Origin of the sequence: Actinoplanes sp. CA-015351 (assembly GCF_050955685.1) — a bacterium.
Taxonomy (GTDB): Bacteria; Actinomycetota; Actinomycetes; order Mycobacteriales; family Micromonosporaceae; genus Actinoplanes.
Genome location: NZ_CP192102.1, coordinates 5,577,015 through 5,603,397, shown reverse-complemented (window position 1 = coordinate 5,603,397; position 26,383 = coordinate 5,577,015). Strand labels below are relative to the sequence as shown.

General features: G+C 69.5%; 27 protein-coding genes. 17 read left to right on the top strand and 10 right to left on the bottom strand.

Translation table 11 applies throughout. From position 1 onward, the window contains the following. Window positions 1–3: 3 nt before the first annotated feature. From ACQP2E_RS25655 to ACQP2E_RS25630, 6 genes are all read right to left on the bottom strand, one after another. Complete coding sequence (locus tag ACQP2E_RS25655) at window positions 4–1,335, bottom strand: aKG-HExxH-type peptide beta-hydroxylase (protein WP_433825490.1); 1,332 nt, start codon at window positions 1,333–1,335, stop codon at window positions 4–6. Continuing rightward, window positions 1,332–2,543 carry an FxsB family cyclophane-forming radical SAM/SPASM peptide maturase gene (locus ACQP2E_RS25650; RefSeq protein ID WP_433825489.1) on the bottom strand — a complete coding sequence of 404 codons (1,212 nt, stop codon included), beginning with the start codon at window positions 2,541–2,543 and terminating at the stop codon, window positions 1,332–1,334. Before ACQP2E_RS25650 ends, ACQP2E_RS25655 begins: the two co-directional genes overlap by 4 nt. Continuing rightward, window positions 2,540–2,719: a hypothetical protein gene (locus ACQP2E_RS25645; RefSeq protein ID WP_433825488.1), complete on the bottom strand. Its 180-nt coding sequence runs from the start codon at window positions 2,717–2,719 to the stop codon at window positions 2,540–2,542. Before ACQP2E_RS25645 ends, ACQP2E_RS25650 begins: the two co-directional genes overlap by 4 nt. Window positions 2,720–3,012: 293 nt before the next feature. Continuing rightward, window positions 3,013–3,804 (bottom strand): ABC transporter permease, encoded by a 792-nt coding sequence (locus ACQP2E_RS25640; RefSeq protein WP_433825487.1) that lies wholly within the window; start codon window positions 3,802–3,804, stop codon window positions 3,013–3,015. Then, window positions 3,801–4,802, bottom strand: a complete 1,002-nt coding sequence (locus ACQP2E_RS25635) for an aliphatic sulfonate ABC transporter substrate-binding protein (protein ID WP_433825486.1) — start codon at window positions 4,800–4,802, stop codon at window positions 3,801–3,803. The genes ACQP2E_RS25640 and ACQP2E_RS25635 overlap by 4 nt, the downstream gene beginning before the upstream one ends. 22 nt (window positions 4,803–4,824) lie before the next feature. Beyond that, window positions 4,825–5,607, bottom strand: a complete 783-nt coding sequence (locus ACQP2E_RS25630; protein ID WP_433825485.1) for an ABC transporter ATP-binding protein — start codon at window positions 5,605–5,607, stop codon at window positions 4,825–4,827. A gap of 115 nt (window positions 5,608–5,722) precedes the next feature. Between ACQP2E_RS25630 and ACQP2E_RS25625 the strand changes: the two genes are divergently transcribed. The 10 genes from ACQP2E_RS25625 (at window position 5,723) to ACQP2E_RS25580 (ending at window position 15,230) form a co-directional block, all read left to right on the top strand. Beyond that, complete coding sequence (locus ACQP2E_RS25625) at window positions 5,723–6,484, top strand: TIGR02452 family protein (protein ID WP_433825484.1); 762 nt, start codon at window positions 5,723–5,725, stop codon at window positions 6,482–6,484. A 450-nt stretch (window positions 6,485–6,934) separates the two neighbouring features. Further along, window positions 6,935–7,381, top strand: a complete 447-nt coding sequence (locus ACQP2E_RS25620) for a hypothetical protein (protein ID WP_433825483.1) — start codon at window positions 6,935–6,937, stop codon at window positions 7,379–7,381. Between the two features lie 28 nt (window positions 7,382–7,409). Next, a complete protein-coding gene (locus ACQP2E_RS25615; RefSeq protein ID WP_433825482.1) occupies window positions 7,410–7,853 on the top strand; it encodes a MarR family winged helix-turn-helix transcriptional regulator in 444 nt (147 codons plus the stop codon). 40 nt (window positions 7,854–7,893) lie between these two features. Next, window positions 7,894–9,444 (top strand): MFS transporter, encoded by a 1,551-nt coding sequence (locus ACQP2E_RS25610; RefSeq protein WP_433825481.1) that lies wholly within the window; start codon window positions 7,894–7,896, stop codon window positions 9,442–9,444. Window positions 9,445–9,565: 121 nt separating this feature from the next. Beyond that, complete coding sequence (locus ACQP2E_RS25605; protein ID WP_433825480.1) at window positions 9,566–11,188, top strand: methyl-accepting chemotaxis protein; 1,623 nt, start codon at window positions 9,566–9,568, stop codon at window positions 11,186–11,188. Window positions 11,189–11,274: 86 nt separating this feature from the next. Next, window positions 11,275–11,547 (top strand): hypothetical protein, encoded by a 273-nt coding sequence (locus ACQP2E_RS25600; protein WP_433825479.1) that lies wholly within the window; start codon window positions 11,275–11,277, stop codon window positions 11,545–11,547. Between the two features lies 1 nt (window position 11,548). Next, window positions 11,549–12,058 carry a GAF domain-containing protein gene (locus ACQP2E_RS25595; protein ID WP_433825478.1) on the top strand — a complete coding sequence of 170 codons (510 nt, stop codon included), beginning with the start codon at window positions 11,549–11,551 and terminating at the stop codon, window positions 12,056–12,058. Window positions 12,059–12,234: 176 nt separating this feature from the next. After that, window positions 12,235–12,786 carry a hypothetical protein gene (locus ACQP2E_RS25590; protein WP_433825477.1) on the top strand — a complete coding sequence of 184 codons (552 nt, stop codon included), beginning with the start codon at window positions 12,235–12,237 and terminating at the stop codon, window positions 12,784–12,786. A 43-nt stretch (window positions 12,787–12,829) separates the two neighbouring features. Then, window positions 12,830–13,894, top strand: a complete 1,065-nt coding sequence (locus tag ACQP2E_RS25585; RefSeq protein ID WP_433825476.1) for a carbohydrate kinase family protein — start codon at window positions 12,830–12,832, stop codon at window positions 13,892–13,894. 7 nt (window positions 13,895–13,901) lie between these two features. Next, on the top strand, window positions 13,902–15,230 hold the full coding sequence (locus tag ACQP2E_RS25580; protein WP_433825475.1) for a 6-phospho-beta-glucosidase: 1,329 nt from the start codon (window positions 13,902–13,904) through the stop codon (window positions 15,228–15,230). Between the two features lie 38 nt (window positions 15,231–15,268). Here ACQP2E_RS25580 and ACQP2E_RS25575 read toward each other — a convergent pair whose 3' ends face one another. Both ACQP2E_RS25575 and ACQP2E_RS25570 read right to left on the bottom strand, forming a co-directional pair. After that, the gene (locus tag ACQP2E_RS25575; RefSeq protein WP_433825474.1) at window positions 15,269–16,444 is read right to left on the bottom strand and encodes a fatty acid desaturase family protein; all 1,176 of its coding nucleotides are present in this window, start codon (window positions 16,442–16,444) and stop codon (window positions 15,269–15,271) included. Window positions 16,445–16,529: 85 nt separating this feature from the next. Further along, a complete protein-coding gene (locus tag ACQP2E_RS25570; RefSeq protein WP_433834050.1) occupies window positions 16,530–17,639 on the bottom strand; it encodes a ferredoxin reductase in 1,110 nt (369 codons plus the stop codon). Window positions 17,640–17,716: 77 nt separating this feature from the next. Between ACQP2E_RS25570 and ACQP2E_RS25565 the strand changes: the two genes are divergently transcribed. The 7 genes from ACQP2E_RS25565 to ACQP2E_RS25535 all read left to right on the top strand — a co-directional run bounded on the left by ACQP2E_RS25565 (window position 17,717) and on the right by ACQP2E_RS25535 (window position 24,129). Continuing rightward, window positions 17,717–18,913, top strand: a complete 1,197-nt coding sequence (locus ACQP2E_RS25565; RefSeq protein ID WP_433825473.1) for a PucR family transcriptional regulator — start codon at window positions 17,717–17,719, stop codon at window positions 18,911–18,913. 94 nt (window positions 18,914–19,007) lie between these two features. Continuing rightward, entirely contained in the window at window positions 19,008–19,694 is a 687-nt protein-coding gene (locus ACQP2E_RS25560; protein WP_433825472.1) for a YqeB family protein, read from the top strand. Further along, a complete protein-coding gene (locus ACQP2E_RS25555; RefSeq protein ID WP_433825471.1) occupies window positions 19,691–20,851 on the top strand; it encodes a sensor histidine kinase in 1,161 nt (386 codons plus the stop codon). The genes ACQP2E_RS25560 and ACQP2E_RS25555 overlap by 4 nt, the downstream gene beginning before the upstream one ends. Continuing rightward, on the top strand, window positions 20,839–21,531 hold the full coding sequence (locus ACQP2E_RS25550; RefSeq protein ID WP_433825470.1) for a response regulator: 693 nt from the start codon (window positions 20,839–20,841) through the stop codon (window positions 21,529–21,531). The genes ACQP2E_RS25555 and ACQP2E_RS25550 overlap by 13 nt, the downstream gene beginning before the upstream one ends. 137 nt (window positions 21,532–21,668) lie before the next feature. Further along, window positions 21,669–22,643, top strand: a complete 975-nt coding sequence (locus ACQP2E_RS25545; protein WP_433825469.1) for a methionine ABC transporter ATP-binding protein — start codon at window positions 21,669–21,671, stop codon at window positions 22,641–22,643. Then, entirely contained in the window at window positions 22,640–23,296 is a 657-nt protein-coding gene (locus ACQP2E_RS25540) for a methionine ABC transporter permease (protein WP_433825468.1), read from the top strand. Before ACQP2E_RS25545 ends, ACQP2E_RS25540 begins: the two co-directional genes overlap by 4 nt. 14 nt (window positions 23,297–23,310) lie before the next feature. Continuing rightward, window positions 23,311–24,129: a MetQ/NlpA family ABC transporter substrate-binding protein gene (locus tag ACQP2E_RS25535; RefSeq protein ID WP_433825467.1), complete on the top strand. Its 819-nt coding sequence runs from the start codon at window positions 23,311–23,313 to the stop codon at window positions 24,127–24,129. Window positions 24,130–24,180: 51 nt separating this feature from the next. On the opposite strand, the gene ACQP2E_RS25530 is transcribed toward ACQP2E_RS25535, so the two are convergent. Together ACQP2E_RS25530 and ald are read right to left on the bottom strand one after the other, a co-directional pair. Then, window positions 24,181–24,879, bottom strand: coding sequence for a lytic polysaccharide monooxygenase (locus ACQP2E_RS25530; RefSeq protein WP_433825466.1), 699 nt, complete (start codon window positions 24,877–24,879; stop codon window positions 24,181–24,183). Window positions 24,880–25,175: 296 nt separating this feature from the next. Then, window positions 25,176–26,291 carry an alanine dehydrogenase gene (gene ald, locus ACQP2E_RS25525; RefSeq protein ID WP_433825465.1) on the bottom strand — a complete coding sequence of 372 codons (1,116 nt, stop codon included), beginning with the start codon at window positions 26,289–26,291 and terminating at the stop codon, window positions 25,176–25,178. Window positions 26,292–26,383 lie beyond the last annotated feature (92 nt).

Sequence of the window (26,383 nt, the reverse complement as noted above, 5' to 3'; positions counted from 1 at the left end):
GAGTCAATCCGCGCGGCCGTTGCGTTCACGCCATCGGTCGCGGGTGCGATCCATTGTCCGGTTCGCCGAATCGGTGGCCTGCCGCGAAACGCTGACGTCTTCCAGGAGTCGCAGGTTACGATCCATGACGGACGCGAACCGATATCCGGCAGAGGTCAGACTGGATGCCGACAACAAGGAATTCATTGCGGTCCGAAGTTGCCCGCGTACCCGTGCGAACTGTTCCTCGGCCGCCATTTCCTGAGCGGGTTCGGCGCGCATCCGGTTCAGCACGTCGGCGGCGGCGAGAAACGCGTACACGCCGTGGAACAAGCCCCACATCGGGCGTGGGTCGGCGCGCCAGGGCGCGAAATAGAGTTTCGGATCGGCGGAGTCGAACAGTGGCTTCAACTCCAGAATCGCATTGAGTTTCGAATGCTGTATTTCGTGCACCATCGTGAGCGCCATAACGGCCGCTGATACCGGCCTCGTCGTGCCGAAAGCGCCGAAGACGTGCCGTGCTGTGCCGCTCCGCAGCGTGCCGCTGCCGTCGGCGCGCAGCGGCACGACGGTCCGCGACGCCTGCAGGATCTCGGCCGTCCGGTTGCCGGCGTGCCGGTCGAGCAGCCCGGCCGCGCCGGTGAACAGCCGCCGCCAGCGCTTGAATTCCTCGCCGTCGATCCGGTCCGTCGCAGGCGCGTGGAAGACGTCCCGGTACGGCGTCAGGTCGTCCAGCGTGACCGTGACCAGCGCGTCTCCGGCCGGCGCGCTCAGACGTCGCAGACCGTGCCAGCGTTGCGTCGGTGAGTCAGTTAAGTCCGGTGAGTCCGATGCCGGCGGTACAACGATCCCGCCGTTCCCGTCGCTCACGATGAGTTCGTGCGACCGGACGCGGAGAGTGAGCGGCCGGTCCGCCTCGCCGGACACGGTCAGTACACCCCGGGTCGGCACCGTTACGGTCTCGCCCCGATGCTCCAGGGGCAGCTCACCGTCCACTCCCGCCTCGGCGGCAACCGTCGCCGCCACGGCGGTCATCTGACCGAGGTCGGCGCGCCAATCCGGGGACGGCTCCGGCGAACCGTGCAGCCGGCGGATCACACGGTTGATCCAGGCGCTGATCATCGGATCGGACAGGACACGGCTCGCGGCGCCGGGGTCGTGTGCCCGTGCGGCGTCGATCAGGGACAGGGCGTCGTCGCGCGCTGCCGAGGCCGGCGCCGCATCGGTGATGTGCCTGAGCAGCAGGAGGTTCCGGCTGAACTGGCTGTTCCGCAGCAGGCGCATCGAAGACGCGCCGCAGGGCCCGGACGCCATCTCGTCCAACTCGGCCGCCGAGACGTGATAGACCTCGGTCATCGGCCGTCCTGGACGGCTCGGCCGGCGAGGTAGGCGGTCACGGTCTGCTGTGCGTGCGTGATCAGCCGGGTCAGGTCGGCGCAGTAGACGGAGGGATTCAGGAAGCCGGATCCGGTGCGATACCGATGCGGATAGTGCCCGGCGCCGCAGATCAAGTGGATCGGGCAGTCGAGACACTTCGCGCACAGGGCCGCCACGCCGAGCTGCCGGGCGAGGACACCGGGGTGGCGCAGCGCCTCGTCGAAGGAGTTGCCCGCCACGTTCAGGCCGGTCTCACCGGCGCCGGGGTAGGCGGATTTCAGAGAGTCGACCTGCTCGATCGCGCCGTCGGACTCGACCACCGCGACGGTAACCGGGCTCAACCCGACGTGTTCCGACCGGCTGGCCCCGCCGAGCAGGAGGCTGATGATCTCCTCGAAGATCCTGATCCGGGTCTCCTTCCGGGGTGCGTTCAGCCATCGGTCGTAGACCGTGACGAGCCAGTCCCCGTAGGCGGCGCCGCCACCGATCGCCGGGCGAGCAGGCGGCGTTCGCCAGGTCGCGTGGGGTAACAGGAAATCGATCAACGGTGGCCGATGACGCAGCATCGACTCGTAGGTGCCGACCGGGTCGTTCGCCGGGTCGATCGTGCACAGGATTCCCGCGAAGATGGGCCGGTAACGATCATCGGCCAGCATCAGGAGCGCTCGTTGCACCGATGCCGCGCTGCCCCGGCCGTCGGCGTGCCGGCGGTGCCGGTCGTTGTCGGCCGCGGCGCCGTCGAGGCTGATGCCGACCTCGATCGACTCCGCCCGGAACAGGTCGAGCATGGCCTCGTCGAGAAGAATCCCGTTGGTCTGCACCGCCAGGCGAACCCGGCAGGTGTCCGGGACGATGCCGCGCAGATCCTCGGTGAGGGCCTGAATGTGATCCCGCCCGACCAGCAGTGGCTCGCCGCCGTGCAGGATCACCCGAACCTCATCGAGGCCGTGTGTCAGGACATGGTCACGAATCCGGGCCGCCGCGGACCGCCAGACGTCGGGCGGCATCATCGGCGGGCGGTGCCGCCAGCTGTCGTCGCCCATCGTGTAGACATAGCAGTAGTCGCATGCCAGGTTGCAGCGCTGGTGAATTTTGAGGACGAAATCCCGGAGCGGGCGTGGCGCGAAGCCGTTCGCGATGGTGGCCCGGACATCGATGGTCGCCGGCCACTCCAGCGCCGCTGTCACGAGATGCTGCCGAAGCCGGCCGTGATCTCTCGTTGATTGACGATGTCCGCCACCAGGCGGCGGATAGCGGCGTCCAGAACTCGATCTTCCTCGGGGTCCAGCTCGCGCAATGGGATTTCGGTGACGTCGGGCATGGCCTCGTCAAACCCTCCCGGTCCGCCAGTGGTCTCGTTCATTCGCCAGCCTTTCGCGTCCGCGGCTTCGGGAAAGTCACGGTCGTGCCAGCCGGCGTCGAGGCCGGGCCGCGTACCGCGCGGCGGCCGGCGTCCCCGGTGACACCGGAACCGCAAATGATCTCAATGGAGCGGCAGGGTTCTATCGAGATTCTGGGGACACCATACTTCGATGAGGATAAGTTTCCCAGGCCGTCTCCTCAGGCCTATGGCAGAGGAAGCCGGAATCGCGGGCCAATCCTCGTTGGACGGATCGTGAACGATAAGCGGAAGTGATCTATTCACTTCCTGCGCCTTCAGCGACGTGCTGCCAGGAGACGGTTTTCGGCCTGGCCCAGCAGGGTGTCGCTCAGTTTGCCGAGCAGGGCCAGCAGGATGATGGCGAGCAGCATGATGTCGGTTCGGCCGGTGTTCTGGCTGTCGATCAGGAGGAAGCCCAGGCCCATCGACGAGGCGATCAGCTCGGCGGCCACCAGGAAGAGCCAGCCCTGTGCCAGGCCCAGCCGGAGGCCGGACAGGATCGCCGGTGTCGCCGCCGGGAACAGGATCGTGCCGAGCAGGGGCAGGCCGGAGCGGCCGTACGCGCGGCCCACCTCGATCAGGTGCGGGTCGATGTGCGCGAGGGCGGCCGAGACGGTGGTGTAGACCGGGAAGAACGCGCCGATCGCCACCAGCACCATCTTCGGGGTCTCGCCGATGCCGAGCCAGAGCAGCAGCAGCGGCACCCAGGCCAGCGACGGCACCGCGCGGATCGCCTGGATCGTCGGGGAGAGGGCGGCGCTCGCCGTACGGGAGAGGCCGACCAGGCCGCCGAGGGCCAGGCCGAGGACCGAGCCGGCGGTGAAACCGATCAGGACCCGCTGGGTGCTGATCGCCAGGTGGTGCCAGAGCTCGCCGCGCCGGATCAGCTCGGTCAGCGCCGACAGGACCTCGCTCGGCGGGGGCAGCTGCGCCGTGGAGTAGATCCCGGCGGACGCCGCCAGCTGCCAGCCGGCGAGCAGCAGCAGCGGCAGCACCAGGCCGATCGCCGCCTGCGGCCGGCCCAGGAGAGCCGGCCGCAGAGCGGGACGTTTGTGGAGCACTGTCACGAAACGCTCCGGGCGGTGGCGTACTTGGGCTCGAAGAGGGTGTCGATCGCGGTCTTGGCCGACTCCTCGGTCTTCACGTTGGCGTCCGCGACCAGGACCGGCAGGATCTTCTCGAAGACGGCACGCTGCGCGGCGCCGGGTACCGGGTCGATGTCGAGGCGGGTACGCGTGGTGAGCACCGTCTTCGCGACCTGCTCCGAGATCTTGGCTTCGCGGGCGTACAGTGCCACGGCCTGGTCCGGGTTGTCCTTGATCCACTGACGGGCCTTCTCGTACGCGTTCACCACGGACTGCGCCAGCTCCGGGTGCTCGGTGAGGAAGGCCTCGCGGGCGTTGAGGACGCCGTACGAGTTGAAGCCGACGTTGCGGTAGATCAGCTTCGAGCCGGCCTCCAGTTCGGATGTGGCCATCAGCGGGTCGAGCCCGGCCCACGCGTCCACGTCGCCGCGTTCCAGGGCGGCCTTGCCGTCCGCGTGCTGCAGGTTCGTGACGACCACGTCGCTGGGCTTGAGCCCGGCCTCGTCGAGGGCCTGCAGCAAGAAGAAGTACGGGTCGGTGCCCTTGGTGGCCGCGACCTTCTTGCCCTTGAGCCCGGCCACGTTCGTGATCGCCGACGTCTTGGGTACGACGATCGCGGCCCACTCCGGCTGGCTGAACACGCTGATCGTCTTGATCGGCGAACCGTTGGCACGGGCCACCAGCGCCGCCGCGCCGGCCGTGGAGCCGATGTCGACGGCGTCCGCGCGCAGCGCCTCGTTCGCCTTGTTGCTGCCGGCCGAGAGCTGCCAGTTGACCGTGACGTTCTTGGCGGCGAACTCGGTCTCCAGCCACTTCTGCTCGCGCAGCACCAGGCTGAGCGGGTTGTAGTAGGCGTAGTCGAGCCGCAGCGTGGTGGCGGCGCCGGCGCTGCTGGAGGCGGGGGTGTCCTCACCCTGGACACAGCCGGCGAGCAGAGCGGTGGCGGCCGTCGCAGCTAGGAGAAGGCGATAAATCCGCATATGTAAACCTTTCCGAGGGGAATCAGTGGGGGAGAGGAGCTGTGGTGTGCACACCGAGTTCGGCGAGCAGCGTCACGCGCAGGGCGGCAAGTCCGGCATCGCCGCGGTCGCGGGGGCGGTCGCCGGGAACGGGCTGGATCAGGCGTACCGATGCGGGCTCGCCGGGTGCGGAAGCACCCAGAAGGACCACCCGGTCGGCCAGATGCAGGGCCTCGTCCACGTCGTGGGTCACCAGCAGCACCGTCGTGCCGGCCTCACGCTGGACCTCGGCGAGCAGGTCCTGCATGCGCAGCCGGGTCAGGGCGTCGAGCGCCGCGAACGGCTCGTCGAGCAGCAGCACGCCGGGACGCCGGGCGAGAGCGCGGGCCAGAGCGGCGCGTTGCGCCATGCCGCCGGAGACCTGCCGGGGGCGATGCCGCGCGAAGTCGGCGAGGCCGACGACGGAGAGCCAATGCGCCACTTCGGTACGCGCACGCTCACCGGTGGTTCCGCGCGGGAGTCCGTACGCGACGTTGCGTTCGATGGTCCGCCACGGAAGCAGCCGTGGCTCCTGGAAGACGACGGCGCATCGGGGCTCGAAGCCACGGACCGGGCTGTCGTCGACAAGCACCGTTCCGGAGCTCGGGATGTCCAGGCCGCCGGCCAGGCGCAGCAGCGTCGACTTGCCGCAGCCGGACGGGCCGAGCAGCGCGACCACCTCACCGGCGGCCACATCGAGATCCACATCGGCCAGAACGGCGCGCCGGCGGCCGCTCGCGGTGAACTCCTTGCCGACGCCGGAGATCTTCAGGGGTACGGCGCTCATGCGGCGAAGTTTACCCATAAATCCTACGGACTTACTAGACTAAGAGGCATGTGAAGATCTCCATACCTGGTGGTCGGATGGCAGACTTCCGGATATGCGTGCCACGTTGCGAGCCATGGCTGCCGAGACTCTCGCCATCGTCCAGGACGGCCGCCTGCGCGGCGCCGACATCTCCGAGGAGATCGAGAGGGCCATTCGCGGCACCCGGCTGTACCTGCCCGGCGACGACCTTCCCGCGACCGTCGCCGTGGACGGCCGTCCGGCGATCGAGATCACCGGGGAGTCCACGCTGGCCGCGGCGGCGCGGCTCGACGACCCGGCCTGCCTGAACTTCGCGTCGGCCACCAAGCCCGGCGGCGGTTTCATCAACGGGGCGCAGGCCCAGGAGGAGAGTCTGGCGCGCAGTTCGGCGCTCTATCCGAGCCTGCTCGCGGCCGAGGACTTCTATCTGCACCACCGGCAGCACCGGGGGCCGCTCTACAGCGATCGGGTGATCTACTCGCCGCGGGTGCCGGTGTTCCGGGACGACCGCGGTGAGCTGCTGCCGGAGGCGTACCCGGTCTCCTTCCTCACCGCGGCCGCGCCGAACCGGACCGCCGTCGTCCGTGATCGGCCGGATCTGCTCCCGGCGATTCCTGGCGTGCTGGCCCGCCGGGCCGGCTGGATCCTGCGGGTGGCGGCCGCGCACGGGCACCGGGAACTGGTGCTGGGCGCGTGGGGTTGCGGCGTCTTCGGCAACGACCCGGCGCTGGTGGCGGACGTCTTCGCCACCGCGCTGCGGGAGGCGCCGTGGTTCGACCGGGTCGTCTTCGCGATCCTGGATCGCCGCGAGCAGGTCCGCGACGTCTTCCGCGCCCGGCTGGCCAGGGCGAGCTAACTGGGTAAGCCCGGCCGATCGGCCGCGCGACCGGAGCGAGGGGTCACCCGCCGGTCCCGCCGCCGGGTCCCCGCCGCGGGTCCCGGCCCGCGGCGGGCCCACAGCGTGTTGAATTCGGGTGCAAAACAAACCCAAAATCGACACGCTCCAGAGCGCCGCCCGCCTGGCCGTGCTCGCCGGCGGCAGTGAGTTCTCAAGGCCGGCTGTACGGCACGGTCGCCGTCAGTGACAGCCGGCAGCCGTGAGTGACAGCCAGCCCGAACCGGCTGTACGCCACGGTCGCCGTCAGTGACAGCCGGCAGCCATACACGACAGCTGGCTGCCCGCTCGCCCGGCCGGCCGGCCGCCCCCCTCGGCCGGCTGGGTGGGTGGGCTCTGGGTTGAGGTGCCGGGGACTGGTGGGTGGCCGGTAGGCTTCGGGCGGCGACTTCGGCTCGGTGGGGGCTGGCGATGGCGACGAATTCCGAGGATCCGCTTGTCCGCGTCGGACGCTGGGCGCTGGGCAAGGTCTGGTTCGGCTGCGTGCTTTCCGGGGCCTATGCGGCCGGCCGGCACTACCACTGGTCGCAGGCGTTTCTTTCGGTCGCGGCGGTGCTCGGCGCGATCGGGCTTGCGCTCGCCACATCGTTCCTGCCGATCTGGACCCGGCAGCGGCCCAGCGGCATCCCCGTCGTGGACGTCGGCCTGCGCGTGATGGTCTGGGCGGGGCTGACCGGCTCGGTGATCGCGCTGCTGATCGGCATGCCGGCGATCGGCATGGTCGCCATGGCGCTGCTGCTCACCACGGCGGCGCGCACGTTCGGCGACCCGTTCGCGCCGTTCCTGCGGCGGCTGCCCATCACACCCGTGGTGCCGTACGTAAGAAAAAGTGACGCGCCACCCATGAACTTGAAATAGGTATGCCGTCATACCTAATAATGGGTTCATGACCGAGACAGCCGTTCAGTTGATGCACCTGGCACACCAGTTGCACCGCAACCTGGAACGCCGTCTTGAGTCTGACTTCACCCACCCGAAACCGCCGGAGATGCAGCTCGTCGCGCTCTGGCAGGTCCGGGAACGTCCCGGCATCACGGTCCGCGAGCTCGCCGACGAGCTCCAGCTGCGGCCGAACAACGCCAGCGCCCTGGTCACCGCGATGGTGAACGACAACCTGCTGCGCCGGGAGCCCGATGAGCGGGACCGGCGGGTGGTACGGCTGCACACCACCGAGGAGGCCCGGCACCGGATGGATGCCGTGCAGGGGTTCTTCACCGGTTATCTGTCGGCCGCGCTCGACCAGCTGAGCGAGGAACAGCGGGTTGCGGTGGGTGTCGCCATGCCATTGCTGGCCGAAGTGTCGCGACTTATTCGTGACGGCGGGCGCTGAGCTTTTTCCGTATCAAATGGTTTGAAGATGGAGCACCACCATGCCCGCACCACAACCGCCGGTGGCCGAAGGCCGCCGCGGCAATCCCTGGCTGTCGCTGATCGCGGTCGCTTTCGGTCTTTTCATGGTCGGACTCGACGGCAGCGTCGTGTCGATCGCCAACCCGGAGATCGGCCGCGATCTCGGCGCGAGCACTGCTGAGCTGCAGTGGGTCACCAATTCCTATCTGCTGGCGCTCGCCGCGGCGCTGATTCTCGGTGGCAAGCTGGGTGACCGATTCGGTCGCCGGCGGTATTACCTGATCGGCGTCGCCGGCTTCACCGTCGCGTCCGTCGCGATCGGGCTGGCGGGGTCGATCGAGGGTGTCATCGCGTTCCGCGCGGCGCAGGGCTTCTTCGGCGCGCTGCTCATGCCGAACACGCTCGGCACGCTGCGTGCGGTCTTCCCGCCGAAGAAGTTCGGCATGGCGGTCGGCATCTGGGCGATGGTCTCGTCGGTCTCGACCGCGCTCGGCCCGATCGTCGGTGGCCTGCTCGTGCAGAACGTGAGCTGGGAATCGGTCTTCTACATCAACGCGCCGATCGGCATCATCGCGCTGATCTTCAGCGCCTATGTGCTGCCGGAGAGCAAGAACTCGACCGGCAGGCACAAGTTCGACGTGGTCGGCGTGCTGCTGCTCGCGGCCGGTCTGCTCGTCCTGATCTTCGGTGTGGTCAAGGGCGAGACCTGGGGCTGGGGCTCCGGATCAACGATCGGCACCATCGTTGCCGGCCTGTTGATCATCGTGGTGTTCGGCTGGTTCGAGACGCGCCAGGAGCACCCGCTGCTCCCGATGCGGCTGTTCCGCAGCCCGGCTCTCACCATTGGTGCGGTGATCACCGCGATCAACTTCTTCACGCTGCTCGGCTCGATCTTCTACATCATGCTGTACCTGCAGAACGTCCGCGGTTACACACCCGTGATGGCCGGCGTGCTCACCCTGCCGCTCAGCCTCGCCTCGGTGGTCGCCTCCCCGGTCGGCGCGGCGCTCACCGACAGGTTCGGACCGCGTCTGACCATGCCGCTCGGCATGGTCCTGCAGGGTGCGGCCTCACTCGGCCTGCTCTTCCTGGACACCGATTCGAGCTACCACGTGATGTGGCCGTCGTTCATCGGACTCGGTCTCGGCGTCGGCATGGTGATGGCCGCGTCGAGTGAGGCGATCGTCGGCAACGCGCCGGTCAAGGACGGTGGTGTCGCCGGTGGCCTGCAGGCCACCATGCTGCAGATCGGCGGCGCGCTCGGCACGTCGGTGCTGATCTCCCTGATCAGCAGCCGGGTCGGCGCCACGCTTACCGGCTCGCTCACCGACGCGGGAGTTCCTGCGCCTCTGGCGCAGGGCCTCTCCGAGGCCAAGGACGCGGTGAGCATGGGAGTCGCGCCGGTCACCGCCGACATGACAGCGTCGGTACGCGCAGCAGTTGTCGAAGGCGCCGGAACAGCGTTCATCAACGGGGTGCACGTGGCGGCGCTGGTCGCGGCGGTGCTCTGTTTCGCCGGGGCGCTGGTGGCGGTCGTCGGAATCCGCCGGGGTACGCCGGCGCATCAGTAGAACGACGGGTCCTCGTCACGGCGAGGGCCCGTCGCTTTGCTGGGTAAATGTCGGACTTGCATAGTCCCGGCAGGGTCTAAGTAGTTGCGACACAGTTGCCGACTGGGTAGGCATGAGCGCGATGACGGCGACGGCCGTGCTGCCCCAGGCCAAGGGCCGGGCTTACTGGGCGGACCTCAGTGTCAACATCAAGATCCTGGTGGCGGTCTGCGTGGCCGCGGTGGTCGCACTCCTGATCGGGGTGCTGGGGCTGCGCGCGCTCTCCAGCGCCAGCACCTCGGCGCAGCTGATCTACAGCAGCAATGTGCTCGGCGTCGCGGCACTCGGCGAGGTGCAGAACGGCATGACCCAGGCGCGCCTCGACCTGTCGAACTCGGCGATGAACGAGGACGCCGCCACGAAGCAGAAGTTCGCGGATCTGTACGCCGCCGACGTCGAAGCCGTCGAGGCCAGCTGGGACGAGTACGAGTCCACCGGCCCGGTCCCGCCGGCCACCATGGTGGCCGAGGCACGGGAGGACTGGCAGGCCTTCGTGAAGGTCGCGGAGGAGCAGCTGCTCCCGGCGTCGGCGCGCAACGACCTGACCACCTGGCTGGAGATTCGTAACGGCGACCTGCAGACCTTGGTCACCGAGATCAAGGCGAGCGTCACGGAAATGGGCGAGATCGAACAGGCCGCCGCCGCGGCGGCCGCCAAGCAGGCCCAGGACGCCTATGTGTCCAGCCGGCTCCAATCGATCACGTTGCTCATCGGCGGCGTCGTCGTCGCGATCGGCCTGGGTGTCGTGGTGGCCCGTGGCATCGTCCGCTCACTGCGCCGGGTCACCGAGGTGTGCGAAGGCCTCGCCGACGGCGACCTGACCCGCAGCAGCGGTCTGACCTCGCACGACGAGCCGGGCCGGATGGGCCGCGCGCTGGACTCCGCGATCCTGCGGCTGCGGGACACCGTGCACACCATCGGCGGGTCCGCGGCCACCCTGGCCGGCGCCTCCGAGGAACTCTCGGTGGTCAGCGCCCAGCTGCAAAGCGGTGCCTCCGACGTGGCGGCGAAAGCCGGCTCGGCCAGTACCGCCAGCGAAGAGGTGAACACCGGCGTGCAGTCGATCGCGGCCGGCGCCGAGGAGATGAGCGCCTCGATCGCCGAGATCGCCTCCAACGCCTCGCAAGCGGCCCGGGTCGCCCAGGAGGGCATGGCCGTCGCCGAACGGACGAACAACCAGGTCGCCGAACTGGGTGCGGCGAGCGCCGAGATCGGTGACGTGGTCCGGCTGATCACCAGCATCGCCGAACAGACCAACCTGCTCGCGCTGAACGCCACGATCGAAGCGGCCCGCGCCGGTGAGCTGGGCAAAGGCTTCGCCGTGGTGGCCGGTGAGGTCAAGGAGCTGGCCCAGCAGACCGCCAAGGCGACCGAGGAGATCACCCAGCGGATCGGCGCGATCCAGGAATCTAGCAACTCGGCGGCCACCGCGATCGGTGAGATCACCCACGTGATCGAGCGGATCGGCGACTACACCACCACGATCGCCTCGGCCGTGGAGGAGCAGACCGCCACCACCGGGGAGATGAGCCGCTCGGTCGCGGACGCCGCCACGAGCAGCGGGGACGTCGCGCGTACCGTCTCCGGGGTTGCCGAAGTCGCGACCGCCACCGCCGACGGGGCGCGGGCCACCCAGCAGGCCGCCGCCGACCTGACCCGGCTCGCCGGTGACCTCACCAACCTGGTCGGCGGGTTCCGGCACTAGACATCACTCGGCCATATCTCTCGGTTCACCCGCCGATCCGCCGATGCTCCCTTCGCTGAGGTCCCCTAGCCGAACCGGAGCCCCGAATGACTGTGCTTACGCTGGACGCCGAGGTTTACGGTCTCGCCCGGCCCACCGTCGAGGACGCGCGGGACGCCGTGCTCCGGGTGCATCGCTGGGACGGGCCGGTGATCTGGGAGCAGCTGGTCCGGGCCGCCGGTTCCGGCTCCTCGCTCGATCGGCTCCTGCCGGTGATGGCGGCCGCCGACCCGATCACCCGGCTCTGTGCGCTCGCCGTGCAGATCCGGCTCACGGCGTACACCGAGCTGGCCGCCGCGCAGACGACAGTCAGGAGCTGACGTGCACACCGAACTGTTCGACCGGCTCGGCGCCCCGGAGCGGATGCGGGAGATCGCCGGGTACGACCTGCTCAACCCGGATCTGCGTACCGGCCTCGACGAGGTGTCCAAGCGCAGCGCGACGCTGCTCGAAGCGCCGGTGTCGCTGGTCTCGATCGTGCTGGACACGTCCCAGCTGATCATCGGAGGGCACGGTGTCTCCGGCTGGGTGCAACAGGCGCAGGGCACGCCGGCGGAGTGGGCGATGTGTACGCACACCGTGCTCGCCGGCGAGCCGTACTGCGTGATCGACGGCCGCGACGACCCGCGGCACGCCGGGAACCCCTTCCTGGAGATGACCGGGCTGCGCAGCTATCTCGGGGTGCCGCTGCTCGGTGAGGGCGGGCAGGTGATCGGGGCGCACTGCGTGATCGACAGCCGCCGGCGGATCTTCACGGATGTCGACCTGGCGCTGCTGACCGACGGTGCGGAGAAGGCGATGCGGTTGCTGGGCTCCTACCGGGCGGGTTGACGGGGTTTTCGTTACCGCACGGGGTTTCCTGTTCCGCACGGGGTTTCCTGTTTCCGCGCGGTCTGACGGACATCTGCCGGTGTGACCGGTCCCGGGTGATCCGTGCGGGCGACCATGACGGACCGTCCGGTTCGCCGCCGCCGAAAATTGTCGTAGGCAGGCGGCATCATCACGGCATGGGAGAACCAGCCACACCGATCCGCCGCCGCATCGAGCTCACCGTCGCCGAGGCGCGCCTGCGGTTCCAGCAACTCGTTCGGGTCACCGGGGTCACCGGCCAGGTGACGGTGGTGGTCGACGGTGGACGGCCGATCGCCGCGATCGTGCCGGTCAGCGACCTGGTGGGCGACAAGCCGCCGGCCGGGGCGCCACCCGCCCCGGCACCCGTTCCGCGACAGGTCGCCCCGATCCACGCGGCCCCGATCCAGTCAGCCCCGATCCAGTCAGCCCCGATCCAGTCAGCGCCGATCCAGTCAGCGCCGATCCAGTCAGCGCCGATCCAGTCAGCGCCGATCCAGGCGGCGCCGTCGCGGGTGCAGGAGGGCTGGCTGCAGCGGATCGAGCGGGTCCGCGAGGACGTCCGCCGTCAGCACGCCGGCCGGATCAGCGAGCTCACCCGGGCTCTCGACGAGGCGTGGGCGGCGCTCGACGCGGTCCGCCCGGCGGGGACCGATCGGACGGTGGACACACTGCGTGCCGCCCACGGTGACCTGCGCCGCCCGCGCTGATCAATTGATACTTGACCGATGGGGGCGGGGGTAAGATCGGACGATGCCTGGACAGCTCGACCTGTTCGTGCCGGGGGTGGTGTACCTCGACGTCATCTTCACCGGCCTCCGTGAGCTGCCCGGGCCCGGCACCGAGGTGTGGGCGCCGGGGATGGGCTCGTGCCCCGGCGGGGTGGCCAACCTGGCCGTCGCCGCGAGCCGGCTCGGCCTGCACACCGGGCTCGGCACCGCGCTCAGCACGGATGCGTACGGCGAGTTCTGCCACCAGGTGCTCAGCCGCCAGGAGGGCATCGACCTCTCCGCGTCGAAACGCGTGAGCGACTGGCACTCGCCGGTCACCGTCTCGGTGGCCTACGACCGGGACCGCAGCATGATCACTCACGGTCATCCGCTGCCGACCGAGCCCGACGGTCTGGTCAACGGCCTTCCGGCGGCCCGCAGCGCGGCCGTCAGCCTGGCCGGCTCCGGCATGGGCTGGGTGCACCGGGCCAAGGCCGAGGGCATGCTCGTCTTCGCCGACGTCGGGTGGGACGAGACCGAGGAGTGGTCGCCCGAGGTCCTCGCGACACTGACCGACTGCCATGGCTTCCTGCCGAACTCGGTGGAGGCGATGCGTTACACCCGCACCGACGAACCCCGGCAGGCGCTCGACAAACTCTCCGGCCTCGCCCCCGTCGTGGTGGTGACCTGCGGTGGCGACGGCGCGATCGCGGCCGACGCGAGCACCGGAGAGGTGGCTTCGGTGCCGGCCGTGCCGGTGGAGGCGCTCGACCCGACCGGCGCCGGCGACGTGTTCACCGCCGGGTTCATCACCGGCACCCTGGGCGGCTGGCCGCTCGCCGACCGGCTCGCCTTCGCCAACCTGGTGGCGGCGCTGTCCGTGCAGCACTTCGGCGGGTCGCTCTCCGCGCCCGGCTGGGGCGACATCGCCGACTGGTGGACCGATGCGCGCGCCGCCGCCGAGCGCGGCCACAACGAGTCCGCCGAGGCCGAGCTGGCCCGCCGGTTCGGGTTCCTCGACGCCGTGATTCCGCCCGGCCGGCGTGACGCCGTGCACCGGGCCACCGCGACCATCGCCCGGCTCTCCGACGCCCGGGCCGAGCATTGAGGTCCTGATGCGACTGACGATTCTGGGTGGCGGCGGTTTCCGGGTGCCACTGGTCTACCGAGCACTTCTGGCCGACCATCGGCGTACCGGGATCACCGAGGTGGCGCTGCACGATGTCGACGCGGCCCGGCTCGACGGTATCGGGCGGGTGCTCGCCGCCCTGGCCCGGGACGTGCCGGACGCTCCGGCCGTGGTGACCACTACCGACCTCGACACCGCGGTGACCGGCGCGTCCTTCGTCTTCTGCGCGATCCGGGTGGGCGGCCTGCACGGCCGGGTCCTCGACGAACGGATCGCCCTCGACGCCGGTGTGCTCGGCCAGGAGACGGTCGGCGCGGGCGGCATCTCGTACGGTCTGCGGACGGTCCCGGTGGCGCATCATGTCGCGTCGCGGATCGCCCGGCTGGCTCCGGACGCCTGGACGATCAACTTCACCAACCCGGCCGGTCTGGTCACCGAGGCGATGACCGCCGAGCTCGGCGACCGGGTGATCGGGATCTGCGACTCACCGTCCGGGCTGGTCGACAGGGTGCTGCGGGTGATCGGGGTCGATCCGGCGACGACCCGGGTGGATTACGCGGGGCTCAACCATCTCGGCTGGCTCTACGGCGTCGGGGACGACCTGCTTCCCGGTCTGCTGGCCGACACGGCGAAACTGGAGTCGCTGGAGGAGGGCCGCCTCTTCGGGGTCGACCACGTGCGTGAGCTGGGCGCGATCCCCAACGAATACCTGCACTACTACTACGACGCGGCCGGCACGCTCGCCGCGGTCCGGGACGCGCCGCAGACCCGGGGCGCGTTCCTGCTCGAACAGCAGCACCGCTGTTACGCCTCGCTGGCCGCCACCGACGATCCCCTCGACGCCTGGCTCGGGGCGTGGCGGGAGCGCGAAGCGACGTACATGGCGGAGAACCGGGAACTCGCCGGCGCCGGCGAGCGCGAGCACGACGAGTCCCGGCCGGCCGGTTACGAAGGCGTCGCGCTGTCGGTGATGCGGGCCCTGGCCCGGGACGAACCGGCCCGGCTCATTCTGAACGTGCGCAATCGCGGCACCCTGGACGTCCTCGACGACGCGGCGGTCATCGAGGTTCCGTGCACGATCGATGCCCGCGGTGCCGTACCCGAGAAGGTCCTGCCCTTGCCGGATCACGCGGTGAGCCTGGTCCGGGCGGTGAAAACCGCCGAGCGCGGGGTCCTGGAAGCGGTCGCCACCGGCTCCCGGGCGGCCGCGGTACGCGCGATGGCCGCCCACCCGCTCGTCGGATCCACCGAGATCGCCGGCCGGCTCGTCGACGGTTACCGCGCGTCGTTCCGGGAGCTCGGCTACCTGCGCTGACGCCGCCGGCTTTCAAGAAGCCGGCGGCGACGGTGTTATCAGACGACGGCCGGCTCGCGGCGCGGCGGGACCGTGTGGTCGATGTCGTTGGCCGGCGTGCGGTTCGGCAGGGCCAGGCGGATGACCTTGGCCCACGCCGACGCGACCTGCATGGGCAGCGGGCCGGTGACGTAATTCAGGTCGTACTTCTCGAAGAGCGCCCGCACCTTCGGCGCGATCTCCGCGTAACGGCTGGCCGGCAGGTCGGGGAAGAGGTGGTGCTCGATCTGGTGCGACAGGTTGCCGGTCATGATGTGCATCAGCTTGCTGCCGGAGATGTTGGCCGAGCCGAGCATCTGACGCAGGTACCACTCGCCGCGGGTCTCACCGGTGATCGAGGTGCGCTCGAAGGTCTCGACGCCGTTCGGGAAGTGGCCGCACATGATCACCGAGTGGGTCCACAGGTTGCGGGCCACGTTCGCCACCACGTTCGCGCTCAGGGTGCCCAGCAGCGCGCCGAACGGGTTGCCGAAGGCCAGGCCGATCGGCACCGACAGCAGCGGGTGGACCAGGTAGTCCTTTGCCGCCTGCTTGCGGATCTTGCGGCCGACCTGGGCGAGCGCGGCGCGGAACGCCGGGTTGTTGCGGCGCTTCTTGGACTTGAGGTTGCGGCCCAGTTCCAGGTCGTACGCCGCGATGCCGTACTCGAAGAAGACGGCGTTGACGAAGTTGTAGAGCGGCTGGCCGAGGTGCGCCGGCGTCCACCGCTGCTGCTCGTCGACGCGCATGATGCCGTAACCGAGGTCGTTGTCGCGGCCGATCACGTTCGTGTACTTGTGGTGCAGCTCGTTGTGCGAGTGCTTCCACTGCTCGGCCGGCGACGCCGAGTCCCACTCCCAGGTGGTCGAGTGGATCTTCGGGTCACGCATGAAGTCGTACTGGCCGTGCAGGATGTTGTGGCCGATCTCCATGTTTTCCAGGATCTTGGAGATGGTCAGGCCCAGGGTGCCGACGATCCAGGCCGGCGGGAACAGCGAGAAGAGCAGCACCGCGCGGCTGCCGACCTCGATCTGCCGCTGAACCTTGATGACGCGCCGGATGTACGCGGCGTCCTTCTCGCCGCGCTTGGCGATGAACTCGTCGCGGATGGCGTCGAGTTCGACGCCGATCGCCTCGATGTCCTCAGGGGTGAGGTGAGCGATCGGGTTGACGTCCTTGCGCTGCAAAGTGGTCACGGCGTTCCTCTGTTCTTCGTGAACTCGGTTCTCAGGGAGCTCGGTTCTTCGGGGTGCTCGGTTCTCAGGGAGAAAGGAGCTGATGTCAGGCGTCCAGACGGCACGGCCCGGCGGAGGCCGAGATGCACGTCTGGATCAGGATGGGTTCGTCGAGTTCGGTCGCGGTGGTCAACGATCCGTCGCGCATGTCGCGCACGATGCCCTCGCGCAGCGGCAGCACGCACTTGAAGCAGATGCCCATCCGGCAGCCGGACTGCATCAGCTGGCCGGCGGACTCGCCCGCCTCAAGGATCGAGACACTGCCGGGAGCGTCGGCGACCGTCCCGGATCGTTCGAAGGTGACAGTGCCACCGTCGCCGGCCACCAGCACGGTCGGCCGGAAGCGCTCGACGTGCAGCCGCTCCTCGGCGCCCGCGTCCGTCCAATGCTCGGTGAGTGCGTCAAGCATCTCGCCCGGGCCGCAGGCCCAGGTCTCCCGCTCGAACAGGTCGGGCACCAGGTCGGCCAGGTCGGCCGCCTTGATCCGGCCGTCGGCGCGGGTGTGCCGCTCGATCAGCCGGATCTTGCCCTGCGAGGCCAGCGATCGCAGCTCGGCGCCGAAGACCACATCCTCTTCGGTACGCGCGGAGTGCACCACCACCACGTCGGGCAGCTCGTGCACAGCGCTGCGCAGCATCCCCATCACCGGGGTGATGCCGCTGCCCGCGGTCACGAAGAGGGCCTTGGCCGGCCGCTGTCCGGGCAGCAGGAAGTCACCGGCCGGCAGGTCGAGCGCGAGAAGCATGCCGCGCCGGGCGTGCTTCAGAAGGTACGAGCTGACGACACCGTCCTGGACGGCGTTCACCGTCACCGTGAACTTGCCGTCGGCACGGCCGGCCGCGCTGCTCACCGAGTAGGCGCGCCAGAGCCGTACGCCGTCGACGTCCACGCCGAGGCGGACGTACTGTCCGGGCTGGTGCGGCTGCCAGTTGCGACCTGGGCGCAGCTCGAGCGTGACGGAGTTCTCCGTCTCCGGGCGAACCGCCTCGATCCGGGCACGCAGGACGTTGGGATTGCGGAGCGGCGCGATGACGTCGAGGTAATCAGCAGGCACCACAGGTGTGGTGATCAGCTCGACGACACGCCACGCTCCGTTGCGCAATGTCTGTGTAACTGGCACGTGTACAAGACTGCTGGCTCGGCCGGGCGAAAGCATGACCTGGGGAAGTGAATCCGAGGCCGCATAATTGTTCGGCGGGAACAAGGGTCGGACTGTAAACGAGAGGACTTCGCGTGAGAGAGCCGTTACGCGACGTACGTTCCTACCGGCTTCCCGAGGAAGTCGTCGCTCCGCTGCTGCACGGGCTGCCCGAAGTGGCCGTGCAGACGATCGCGGCCATCACGATGGAGGTGCCGGCGTACGCCGAGGCGTTCGCCGGCGAACTCGGGCACAAGATCGAGCGGGCCGTGCAGGCGGCACTCGGCACATTCTTCAAGCTCGTGTCGCGTCCCGGGGCCGATCCGGGAACTCCGCTGCAGTCGGCGCTCGACGGGGCGTACGCATTGGGAAGGGGTGAGGCCCGATCGGGCCGCAGCCTGGACGCCCTGCTGGCGGCCTATCGGGTCGGTGCGCGTGTCTCCTGGCGTGAGCTGGCCGCGATCAGCGTCGGCACCGGGCAGCCGGCCTCGACCATCGCCGACTTCGCCGAGCTGGTCTTCGCCTACATCGACGAGCTCTCCGCGGCGAGCGTGGCCGGGCATGCCGACGAGCTGGCCGCGTCCGGGCGAATCCGCCTGCGGCATCTCCAGGAGCTGGCCCAGGCACTGGTCTCCGGTGAGCCGCCGCACGTGCTGCTGGCCGCCGCCGAGCAGGCCGAGTGGACGCCGCCGCAGACGCTCACCGCGATCATGCTGCCGGAGCGCGCGGCCCGCTGGGTGATAGACCTTCTGGATTCGCGGACCCTTCAGGTCGCCGACGCGGTGCCGGAGGTTCCCGGGATGACCGTGCTGCTGGTCCCCGACCCGCAGGGCGCCTCCCGGCCGACGCTGTTCCGGCTGCTGACCGGGCACAGCGCGACCATCGGACCGGCCCGACCGTGGCTGGAGGCGCAGACCTCGGTGGCCCGGGTGATCCGGGTGCACGAGCTCTGCCGGACCCGTGCCGGCGGCGTGCTCGACACCGAGGATCACCTGGCCAGCGTGGTGGTGACCGCCGATCCGAGCGCGCTCGCCGACCTGCGGGCCCGCGCCCTGGCGCCGCTCGCCGGGGAGAAGGGCGCGGCCGCGGCGAAACTGCTGGAGACGCTGCGCAGCTGGCTGCTGCACCACGGCCGGCGTGAGGACGTGGCGGCGGAGTTGTTCGTGCACCCGCAGACGGTGCGGTATCGCATGGCGCGGCTGCGGGAGCTGTACGGTGACCGGCTGAAGGAGCCGGAGTGGGTGCTGGCGCTGACGATCGCCCTGGCGGTGCCGGATCCTTCAGCGGGATAGACCAAGCCGGATCCCTCGTGGGATAGACCAAAGTCGCGAACGGCCGACTTTGGTCGTCTGGCCCGGCTGTTGCCCAGGGCTTAGCGTCTTTGTCGTGAGCAGCGAACCGACCGTCCTCAGCCTTTCCCGGCTCGACCGGGCACTGATCGTGCTCGGCCCGGTGACGCTCGGCGTCCTGCTCGCCCTGGCCCTGCCGCCTCTTGCCCGATGGCTGGCGGGCCTCGGCATCGCCCTGCCGTTCGGCTTCGTGGTGAAAGCCGTGGCCGGCGTCGACGGTGGCTGGCAGCTCGCCGTGCAGACGGTGATCTTCGGTGTCCTCGGGCTGCTGGTCACCGCCGAGATCCTGCGGCGCGTCACCCGGGTCACCGTCGACGACGACGAGGTCGAGCTGCAGACCGCGGGCGACCGGCGGACGTTCGCGCGCATCGACATCGGCGCCCTCTACCCGGAGCGTGACCTGCTGATCCTGCTCGACCACGACTCGCGGCGGATGTTCCACGGCGAGCCCGGCGCGAGCAGGGCCGCCATGGGGCAGGCGTTCCGCCGGCATGGTTATCCGTGGCACGACACCGACCCGTTCGACGACCTCTACTCCCGGTGGGAGCCGGAGTCCGGCCAGCTGCCGATCGAGGCCGAGGCGGTGATGTCGGCGCGCGCCGTGGCACTGCGCAAGAAAGCCGGCGCCGAGACCGGCGAGCTGCGCGAAACGCTGCAGAAACTGGGATACGCCGTCCGCGACGACAGCGGCCAGCAGTTCTGGCGCCCCCTGGTCCACCGATGAGAGGGGCCAAGGACCGGGCGATCGACGTCGCCGCCATCCTGATCTCCTGCTTCTGCGCGATGGTGCTCGCCGGCGAGGCCGAGTCGACCGGCCGGATCCACGGCGAGGAGACGTTCTGGGTTCTCCTGCTCGGCTGCGTCGGTTCGCTCTCGCTCTGGTGGCGGCGCAGCCACCCGTTCGCCGTGGCGCTCTTCCTGATGCCGATCGCCGCGATCACGGACGCGGCGGCCTACGCGTCGGTGGCCGCGCTCTACACGCTCGTCATCCAGCGGCGGACCCGGGCGCTCGCCGTGACGATCGTGCTCAGCATGATCACCGCCGCCGTGTACGGCTGGCGCCGCCCCGATCCGGAGCTGCCGCCGGTCGCGGAGCTCCTGCTCACCTCGGCGCTGCTGGTCGTGGCGATCGCGGTCGCGGTGGCGGTGCGTTCCCGGTTCGAGCTGATCGAGTCGCTGCGGCACCGCGCCGAGCAGGCCGAGGAGCAGGCCCGGCTGCGCGCCGACCGGCTGCGCTCGCTGGAACGCGAGCGGATCGCCCGGGAGATGCACGACTCCCTGGCCCACCGGATCTCGATGGTGAGCCTGCATGCCGGCGCCCTACAGATCCGCCCCGACCTCACCGCCGACGAGGTGGCGAAAGCGGCCGCGACGATCCGCGACAGCGCACACCACGCCCTCGAGGACCTGCGCGAGATCCTCGGAGTGCTGCGTGCCGGCGGGCAGGCCGCGGGGGAGACCGACGGCGGCCTGCGGCCGCAACCCGACCTGAGCCGGCTCAGCGACCTTCTCACCGAGGCCGAGACCGCTGGGGTACGCGTCAACGCCGTCGACCGCCTCAACGGGACACCCGTCTCCGCGTCACTGGGCCGCACGGTCTACCGCCTGGTCCAGGAGGGCCTCACCAACGCCGGCAAGCACGCGCCCACCGCACCGGTGCACCTGCTCCTGGAGCGCTCCGGGGGCGCCGAGTTGCACGTACTCATCTCGAACCCGTTGAAGCCCGGCCAGAAAACCGCGGTGCCCGGGGCGCACGCCGGGCTCGTGGGGCTCACCGAGCGTGTCGAGCTGATCGGCGGCCGGCTGCGCCACGGTGTCCGGGCCGACCCGTTCACCGGCACGGCCTTCTATCTGGAAGCGTGGCTGCCGTGGCCGAGCTGATCCGGGTTCTCATCGCCGACGACGACCCGCTCGTGCGGGTCGGCCTGACCCTGGTCCTGGGCGCTGGGCCGGACCTGCGGGTGGTGGGCGAGGCCGGCGACGGGGTGGAAGCGGTCGCGGCCGCCCGGAAGCTGCGGCCGGACGTCGTGCTGATGGACATCCGGATGCCGCGGATGGACGGCCTGGCCGCCACGGCCGAGCTGCGCCTCGACGGGCCGCTGCCGGCGATCGTGGTGCTGACGACGTTCGACACCGACGAGCACCTGCTCGGGGCGTTGCGGCTGGGCGCCAACGGTTTCCTGCTCAAGGACATCGCGCCCACCGAGATCCTGACCGCGGTGCGCCGGGCGGCGGCCGGCGAGTCCATCCTCGCGCCGTCGGTGGTCCCGAGACTGATCTCGCACGCGATCGGCCGCAGCGAGAATCCCGGAGCCGGCCAGCCCGGCACCGCTCCGCCCGGTGCCGGCCGTCGGCCGAGTCCTCTGGACCGGCTCACCGAGCGGGAGCGTGACGTCGCCGAGGCGGTTGCCACCGGCGCGTCGAACGCGGAGATCAGCCGCGATCTCCACATGAGCATCGCGACGGTGAAGGCGTATGTGTCCCGTTTGCTGGAAAAGCTCAAATGCGCCAATCGCGTGCAGATCGCCATCCTGGTGCACGAGGCCGCCCAGCGGCGGTGAAAGTAACGAACGCCGTGAGGGTCGTTACACCGATTGGATTCACAGCATCCTGAACGCTACGGTAGGCCGCGGTGCAAAGCCCATCGATCCAGTAGGTTTTGCGACGTGCGTCACATCGGCTGACCAGGGTGTTTTACGTGATAGAAATCCGCGGGCTTCGTAAGACGTACCGCTCAAGAAAGCAATCCGTCAATGCTGTCGACAACGTCGACCTGACTGTCGGCGAAGGCGAGGTCTTCGGCGTACTCGGGCAGAGCGGTGCCGGCAAGAGCACGCTGCTGCGCTGCGTCAACATGCTGGAGCGGCCGGACACCGGGACCGTCTCGGTCGACGGCGTCGAGCTGACCGCGCTCGGCGGCAAGCAGCTGCGGATCGCCCGGCACGGCATCGGGATGATCCACCAGCACTTCGCGCTGCTCTCGTCGCGGACCGTGGCGGGCAACGTCGCGTTCGCACTGGAGGTGACCGGCGCGCCGCGGGCCGAGCGCGGGGCACGGGTGGCGGAACTGCTGGAGCTTGTCGGGCTCAGTGGGCGGGCTGACGCGTACCCGTCGCAGCTCTCCGGTGGGCAGAAGCAGCGGGTGGGTATCGCTCGCGCGCTTGCCGCGCGGCCCAAGGTTCTGCTCTCCGACGAGGCGACGTCCGCGCTCGACCCGGAGACCACCGAATCGATCCTGCGGCTGCTGCTCGACCTGAACCGGCGGCTCGGCCTCACCATCCTGCTGATCACCCACGAGATGACTGTGGTGAAGCGGATATGCACGTCGGCCGCGGTGATGCGGGACGGGAAGTTCGTCGAGTCCGGCCGGGTCGCCGACCTGCTGCGCCGTGACTCCGAGCTGGCTCGCGACCTGTTTCCGCTGGAGGCGCCCGCTGAGCTCGACGGTTCAACGGTGATCGACGTGACGGTCAGCGGTGCGGACGCGGACAAGCCGCTCATCACCGAGCTGGCCCGGCGTTTCGACGTCGATGTGCGCATCCTGGCGGGCTCGGTGGAAACCCTGGCCGCGACGCGAGCCAGCCGGTGGCGCATCGCTCTGCCCGGCACCACCAACGAGGACGCCATCGACTTCTTGCGCAAGTCGGGCGCTCAGGTGGGGGTGGCGTCATGACCTGGTCCGAAGTCTTCGAGCTGCTCGGCACCGGGTTCCAGGAGACCGCCTGGATGGTCGGCGTCTCCGCGCTGCTCACCGCGGCCGGCGGACTGCTCGTCGGCGTGCTGCTGGTGCTCACCGATTCCGGTGGCCTGCTTGCGGCGCGACCGGTCAACGCCGTGCTCGGCCTGATCGTCAACGTCGGCAGGTCACTGCCGTTCATCATCCTGCTCGTCGCGATCATCCCGTTCACCCGGGCCGTCGTCGGCACCACCATCGGCACCGACGCGGCGATCGTCCCGCTGACCGTCGGCGCCATCCCGTTCTTCGCCCGGATCGTCGAGGCGGCCCTGCGCGAGGTGCCGGCCGACGTGGTCGCGGCCTCCGTCGCGATGGGTGCCACCCGCCGCCAGATCGTCGGCAAGGTGCTGCTCCGCGAAGCGCTGCCGGCCCTGATCGCCGGCCTCACGATCACCGTGATCGCGATCATCGGGTACTCGGCGATGGCCGGCACGGTCGGCGGCGGTGGCCTCGGTGACCTCGCGATCCGGTACGGCTACCAGCGCTTCGAGACCGAAGTCATGATCGCCACGGTGGTGGCGCTGGTGGTCTTCGTCCAGCTTGTCCAGATGGTGGGCGACGTCCTCGTCCGCCGGCTCTCCCATCGATGAAAGGTCCCACGACAATGCGCCGCCGCTCCCTCGCCGTACTTGCCGCTGCCTCGCTCCTGGTCGGAGGCCTGGCCGCCTGCGGATCCGACGACTCCTCCTCGGAAGCGTCCGACACCCTCAAGATCGGTGTCAGCCCGGTTCCGCACGGCGAGATCCTGAAGTACGTCGCCGACAACCTCGCCGCCGCCGAGGGCCTCAAGCTGGAGATCGTCGAGTTCAACGACTACATCCAGCCGAACGTCGCCCTCAGCGAGAAGCAGATCGACGCGAACTACTTCCAGCACATCCCGTACCTGGAGGAGGAGGTCGCCGCGAAGGGCTACACGTTCACCGCGCTCAAGCCGGTGCACATCGAGCCCCTCGGCGTGTACTCCAAGACCGTGAAGGCCATCGCCGACGTGCCCGCCGGTGGCGTCGTCGCGATCCCGAACGACCCGTCGAACTCGGGCCGTGCCCTGAGCCTGCTCGCCAAGAACGGCCTGCTCACGCTGAAGGACGGCGTCGGCGTCAAGGCCACCGAGAAGGACATCACCGCGAACCCGAAGAACCTGCAGTTCAAGGCCCTCGAAGCCGCGCAGCTGCCGCGCAGCCTGGAGGACACCGCGATCTCGGTGATCAACGGCAACTACGCGATCGAGACCGGCCTGAAGCCGTCGACTGACGCGCTCGCGCTGGAGACGGGTGACGACAACCCGTACGCGAACCTGGTGGTCGTGCGTACCGGTGACGAGTCCGACGCGCGGATCGTGAAGCTGGAGAAGCTGCTGCACTCGGCCGAGGTGAAGAAGTTCATCGAGGACAAGTACCAGGGCTCCGTCCTCGCCGCGTTCTGAGCTGATGGAAAGCGGGCCGCGCATCGCGCGGCCCGCTTTGCAGGTAAAGACTCAGCAGGCGCCCTGGTCCACCCAGACCGCCGCTGCGCCCGGCGTCTCGCCCTGGGTCCACCAGGACGCTTTCCACTTGCGGCCGTTGTAGGTGGCGAAGTTTCCGCCGACGTACACGGTCGAGCTCGTCCACGCCGACACCCCGCCGCAGCTGCCGGTGGGCGGCGGAGTGGTCCCGCCTCCGCCGCCACTGCCGCCGACATTGACGTCGATGCACGAGTAGAACGCGTTGGTGGTGTCCGAGATGTTCCAGACGGCGAGGATCTTCTGACGCCCGGAGAACCCGCTCAGGTTCACCGTGTGCGACAGGGTGGCCGGCGGCTGCTGGTTGTTGCCGCTGAACGACGCGACCCGGGTGTTCCCGATCCAGTACTCCCAGTTCGCCGTCGCGTGCCGCGCCGTGTTGACCCAGGTGAACGTCTGCGACGTGCTCACACTGGTGGCCGGCCAGCCCCGGCTGTCGTCGTTGAGCTCCGCGAACCCGGCCACGTTCGCGTTGCAGGTCTTCAGACCTTTCGGGCCTTCGACACTCTGCGGCTCGTACTTGATCTGCCCGCACGACATGACGCCCTGCGCACAGAGCGCCTGGCGACTGGGCGGCGAGGAGACGTACCCGTGCGCCGCTGCTGGGGATGCCGCCAGCAACGACCCGGCGGCGCCCACAATGGCGACCGCGAGCAGGGCGAGCAACTTGCGCATGTCACTCCTCCAATGATGAACATCAATTGATGGGTGTGACAAAAATATAAAGCAAACTTTCCTAACAGAAAAGGCGAAGACCCAAGGTCAATTTCAAGATGTCGCATCAGGGCGGGGGTACGGACCGCCGCTCCCGCCGAGGGCGCGGTGCCGGGCGCTGGCCGCTGCGCGTCCAGACCGCGCCCTGGCACCGCGCGACCTGCGTGAGTGGTCGCGCCCTTTTCCTGTCAGCCCTCTGGAAAAGGGGCGCGCCCTCGCGCTGGGGGAGCAGCGGAGGGCGCGTGGGGGGAGGGTGATCAGGCCAGGATGCTCGCGACCGTCTCGGTCGGGAGGCCGAGCGCCGAGCCCACCGAGTCGTTCGTCAGCGTGCCGTCGTGGGTGTTGAGGCCGAGCGCGAGGGCCGGGTCGGCGCGCAGGGCGTCCTTCCAGCCGAGGTCGGCGAGCCGCAGCACGTACGGCAGGGTGGCGTTGGTCAGCGCGTAGGTCGAGGTGTTCGGAACCGCGCCCGGCATGTTCGCGACGCAGTAGAAGACCGACTCGTGAACGCGGTACACCGGGTCCTGGTGCGTCGTCGGCCGCGAGTCCTCGAAGCAGCCGCCCTGGTCGATGGCGATGTCGACGAGCACCGAGCCCGGCTTCATCCGCTTGACCAGGTCGTTGCTGACCAGGGTCGGTGCCTTCGCGCCGGGCACCAGCACCGCGCCGATCACCAGGTCGGCCTCGATCACCGACTGCTCGATCGACAGGGAACTCGACACCAGCGTCTTGACCCGCCCGCCGAACTGCGCGTCGATCTGCCGCAGACGCGGGATGCTCAGGTCGAGAACCGTCACGTCGGCGCCGAGGCCGAGCGCGATGGTCGCCGCGTTCACCCCGGATACACCGCCGCCGATCACGGTGACCTTGGCCGGGGTCACGCCGGGCACGCCACCGGGCAGGACACCGCGGCCACCGCTGTTGCTCATCAGGCTGTACGCGCCGACCTGCGGTGCGAGCCGCCCGGCGACCTCGGACATCGGGGCCAGCAGCGGCAGCGAGCCGTCGGCGAGCTGCACCGTCTCGTACGCGATCGCGGTGGTCCCGCTCTCCAGCAGCGCCTTGGTCCCCTCGGCGTCGGCGGCGAGGTGCAGGTAAGTGAAGAGGACCTGGCCGGCCCGCAGGCGGTGGTACTCGGAGGCGATCGGCTCCTTCACCTTGAGGACCATGTCGGCGGCGTCCCAGACGGCGTCCGCGTCCGGCGCGATCGACGCGCCGGCGGCGAGGTAGTCCTCGTCGGTGATCGCGGATCCGACGCCGGCGCCGGCCTGGATCAGAACCTCGTGCCCGTGCCGTACCGCCTCGACCACGCCGGCCGGGGTGATGGCCACCCGGTACTCGTGGTTCTTGACCTCTTTCGGTACGCCGATGCGCATGGGGTTCGTCCTTTCGACCTCGTTGTCCTCTGGCCCTCTGGCATAGAGTGGAACGATGTGCAGCAGGTGGGCAAGACGAGCGAAGATGATTC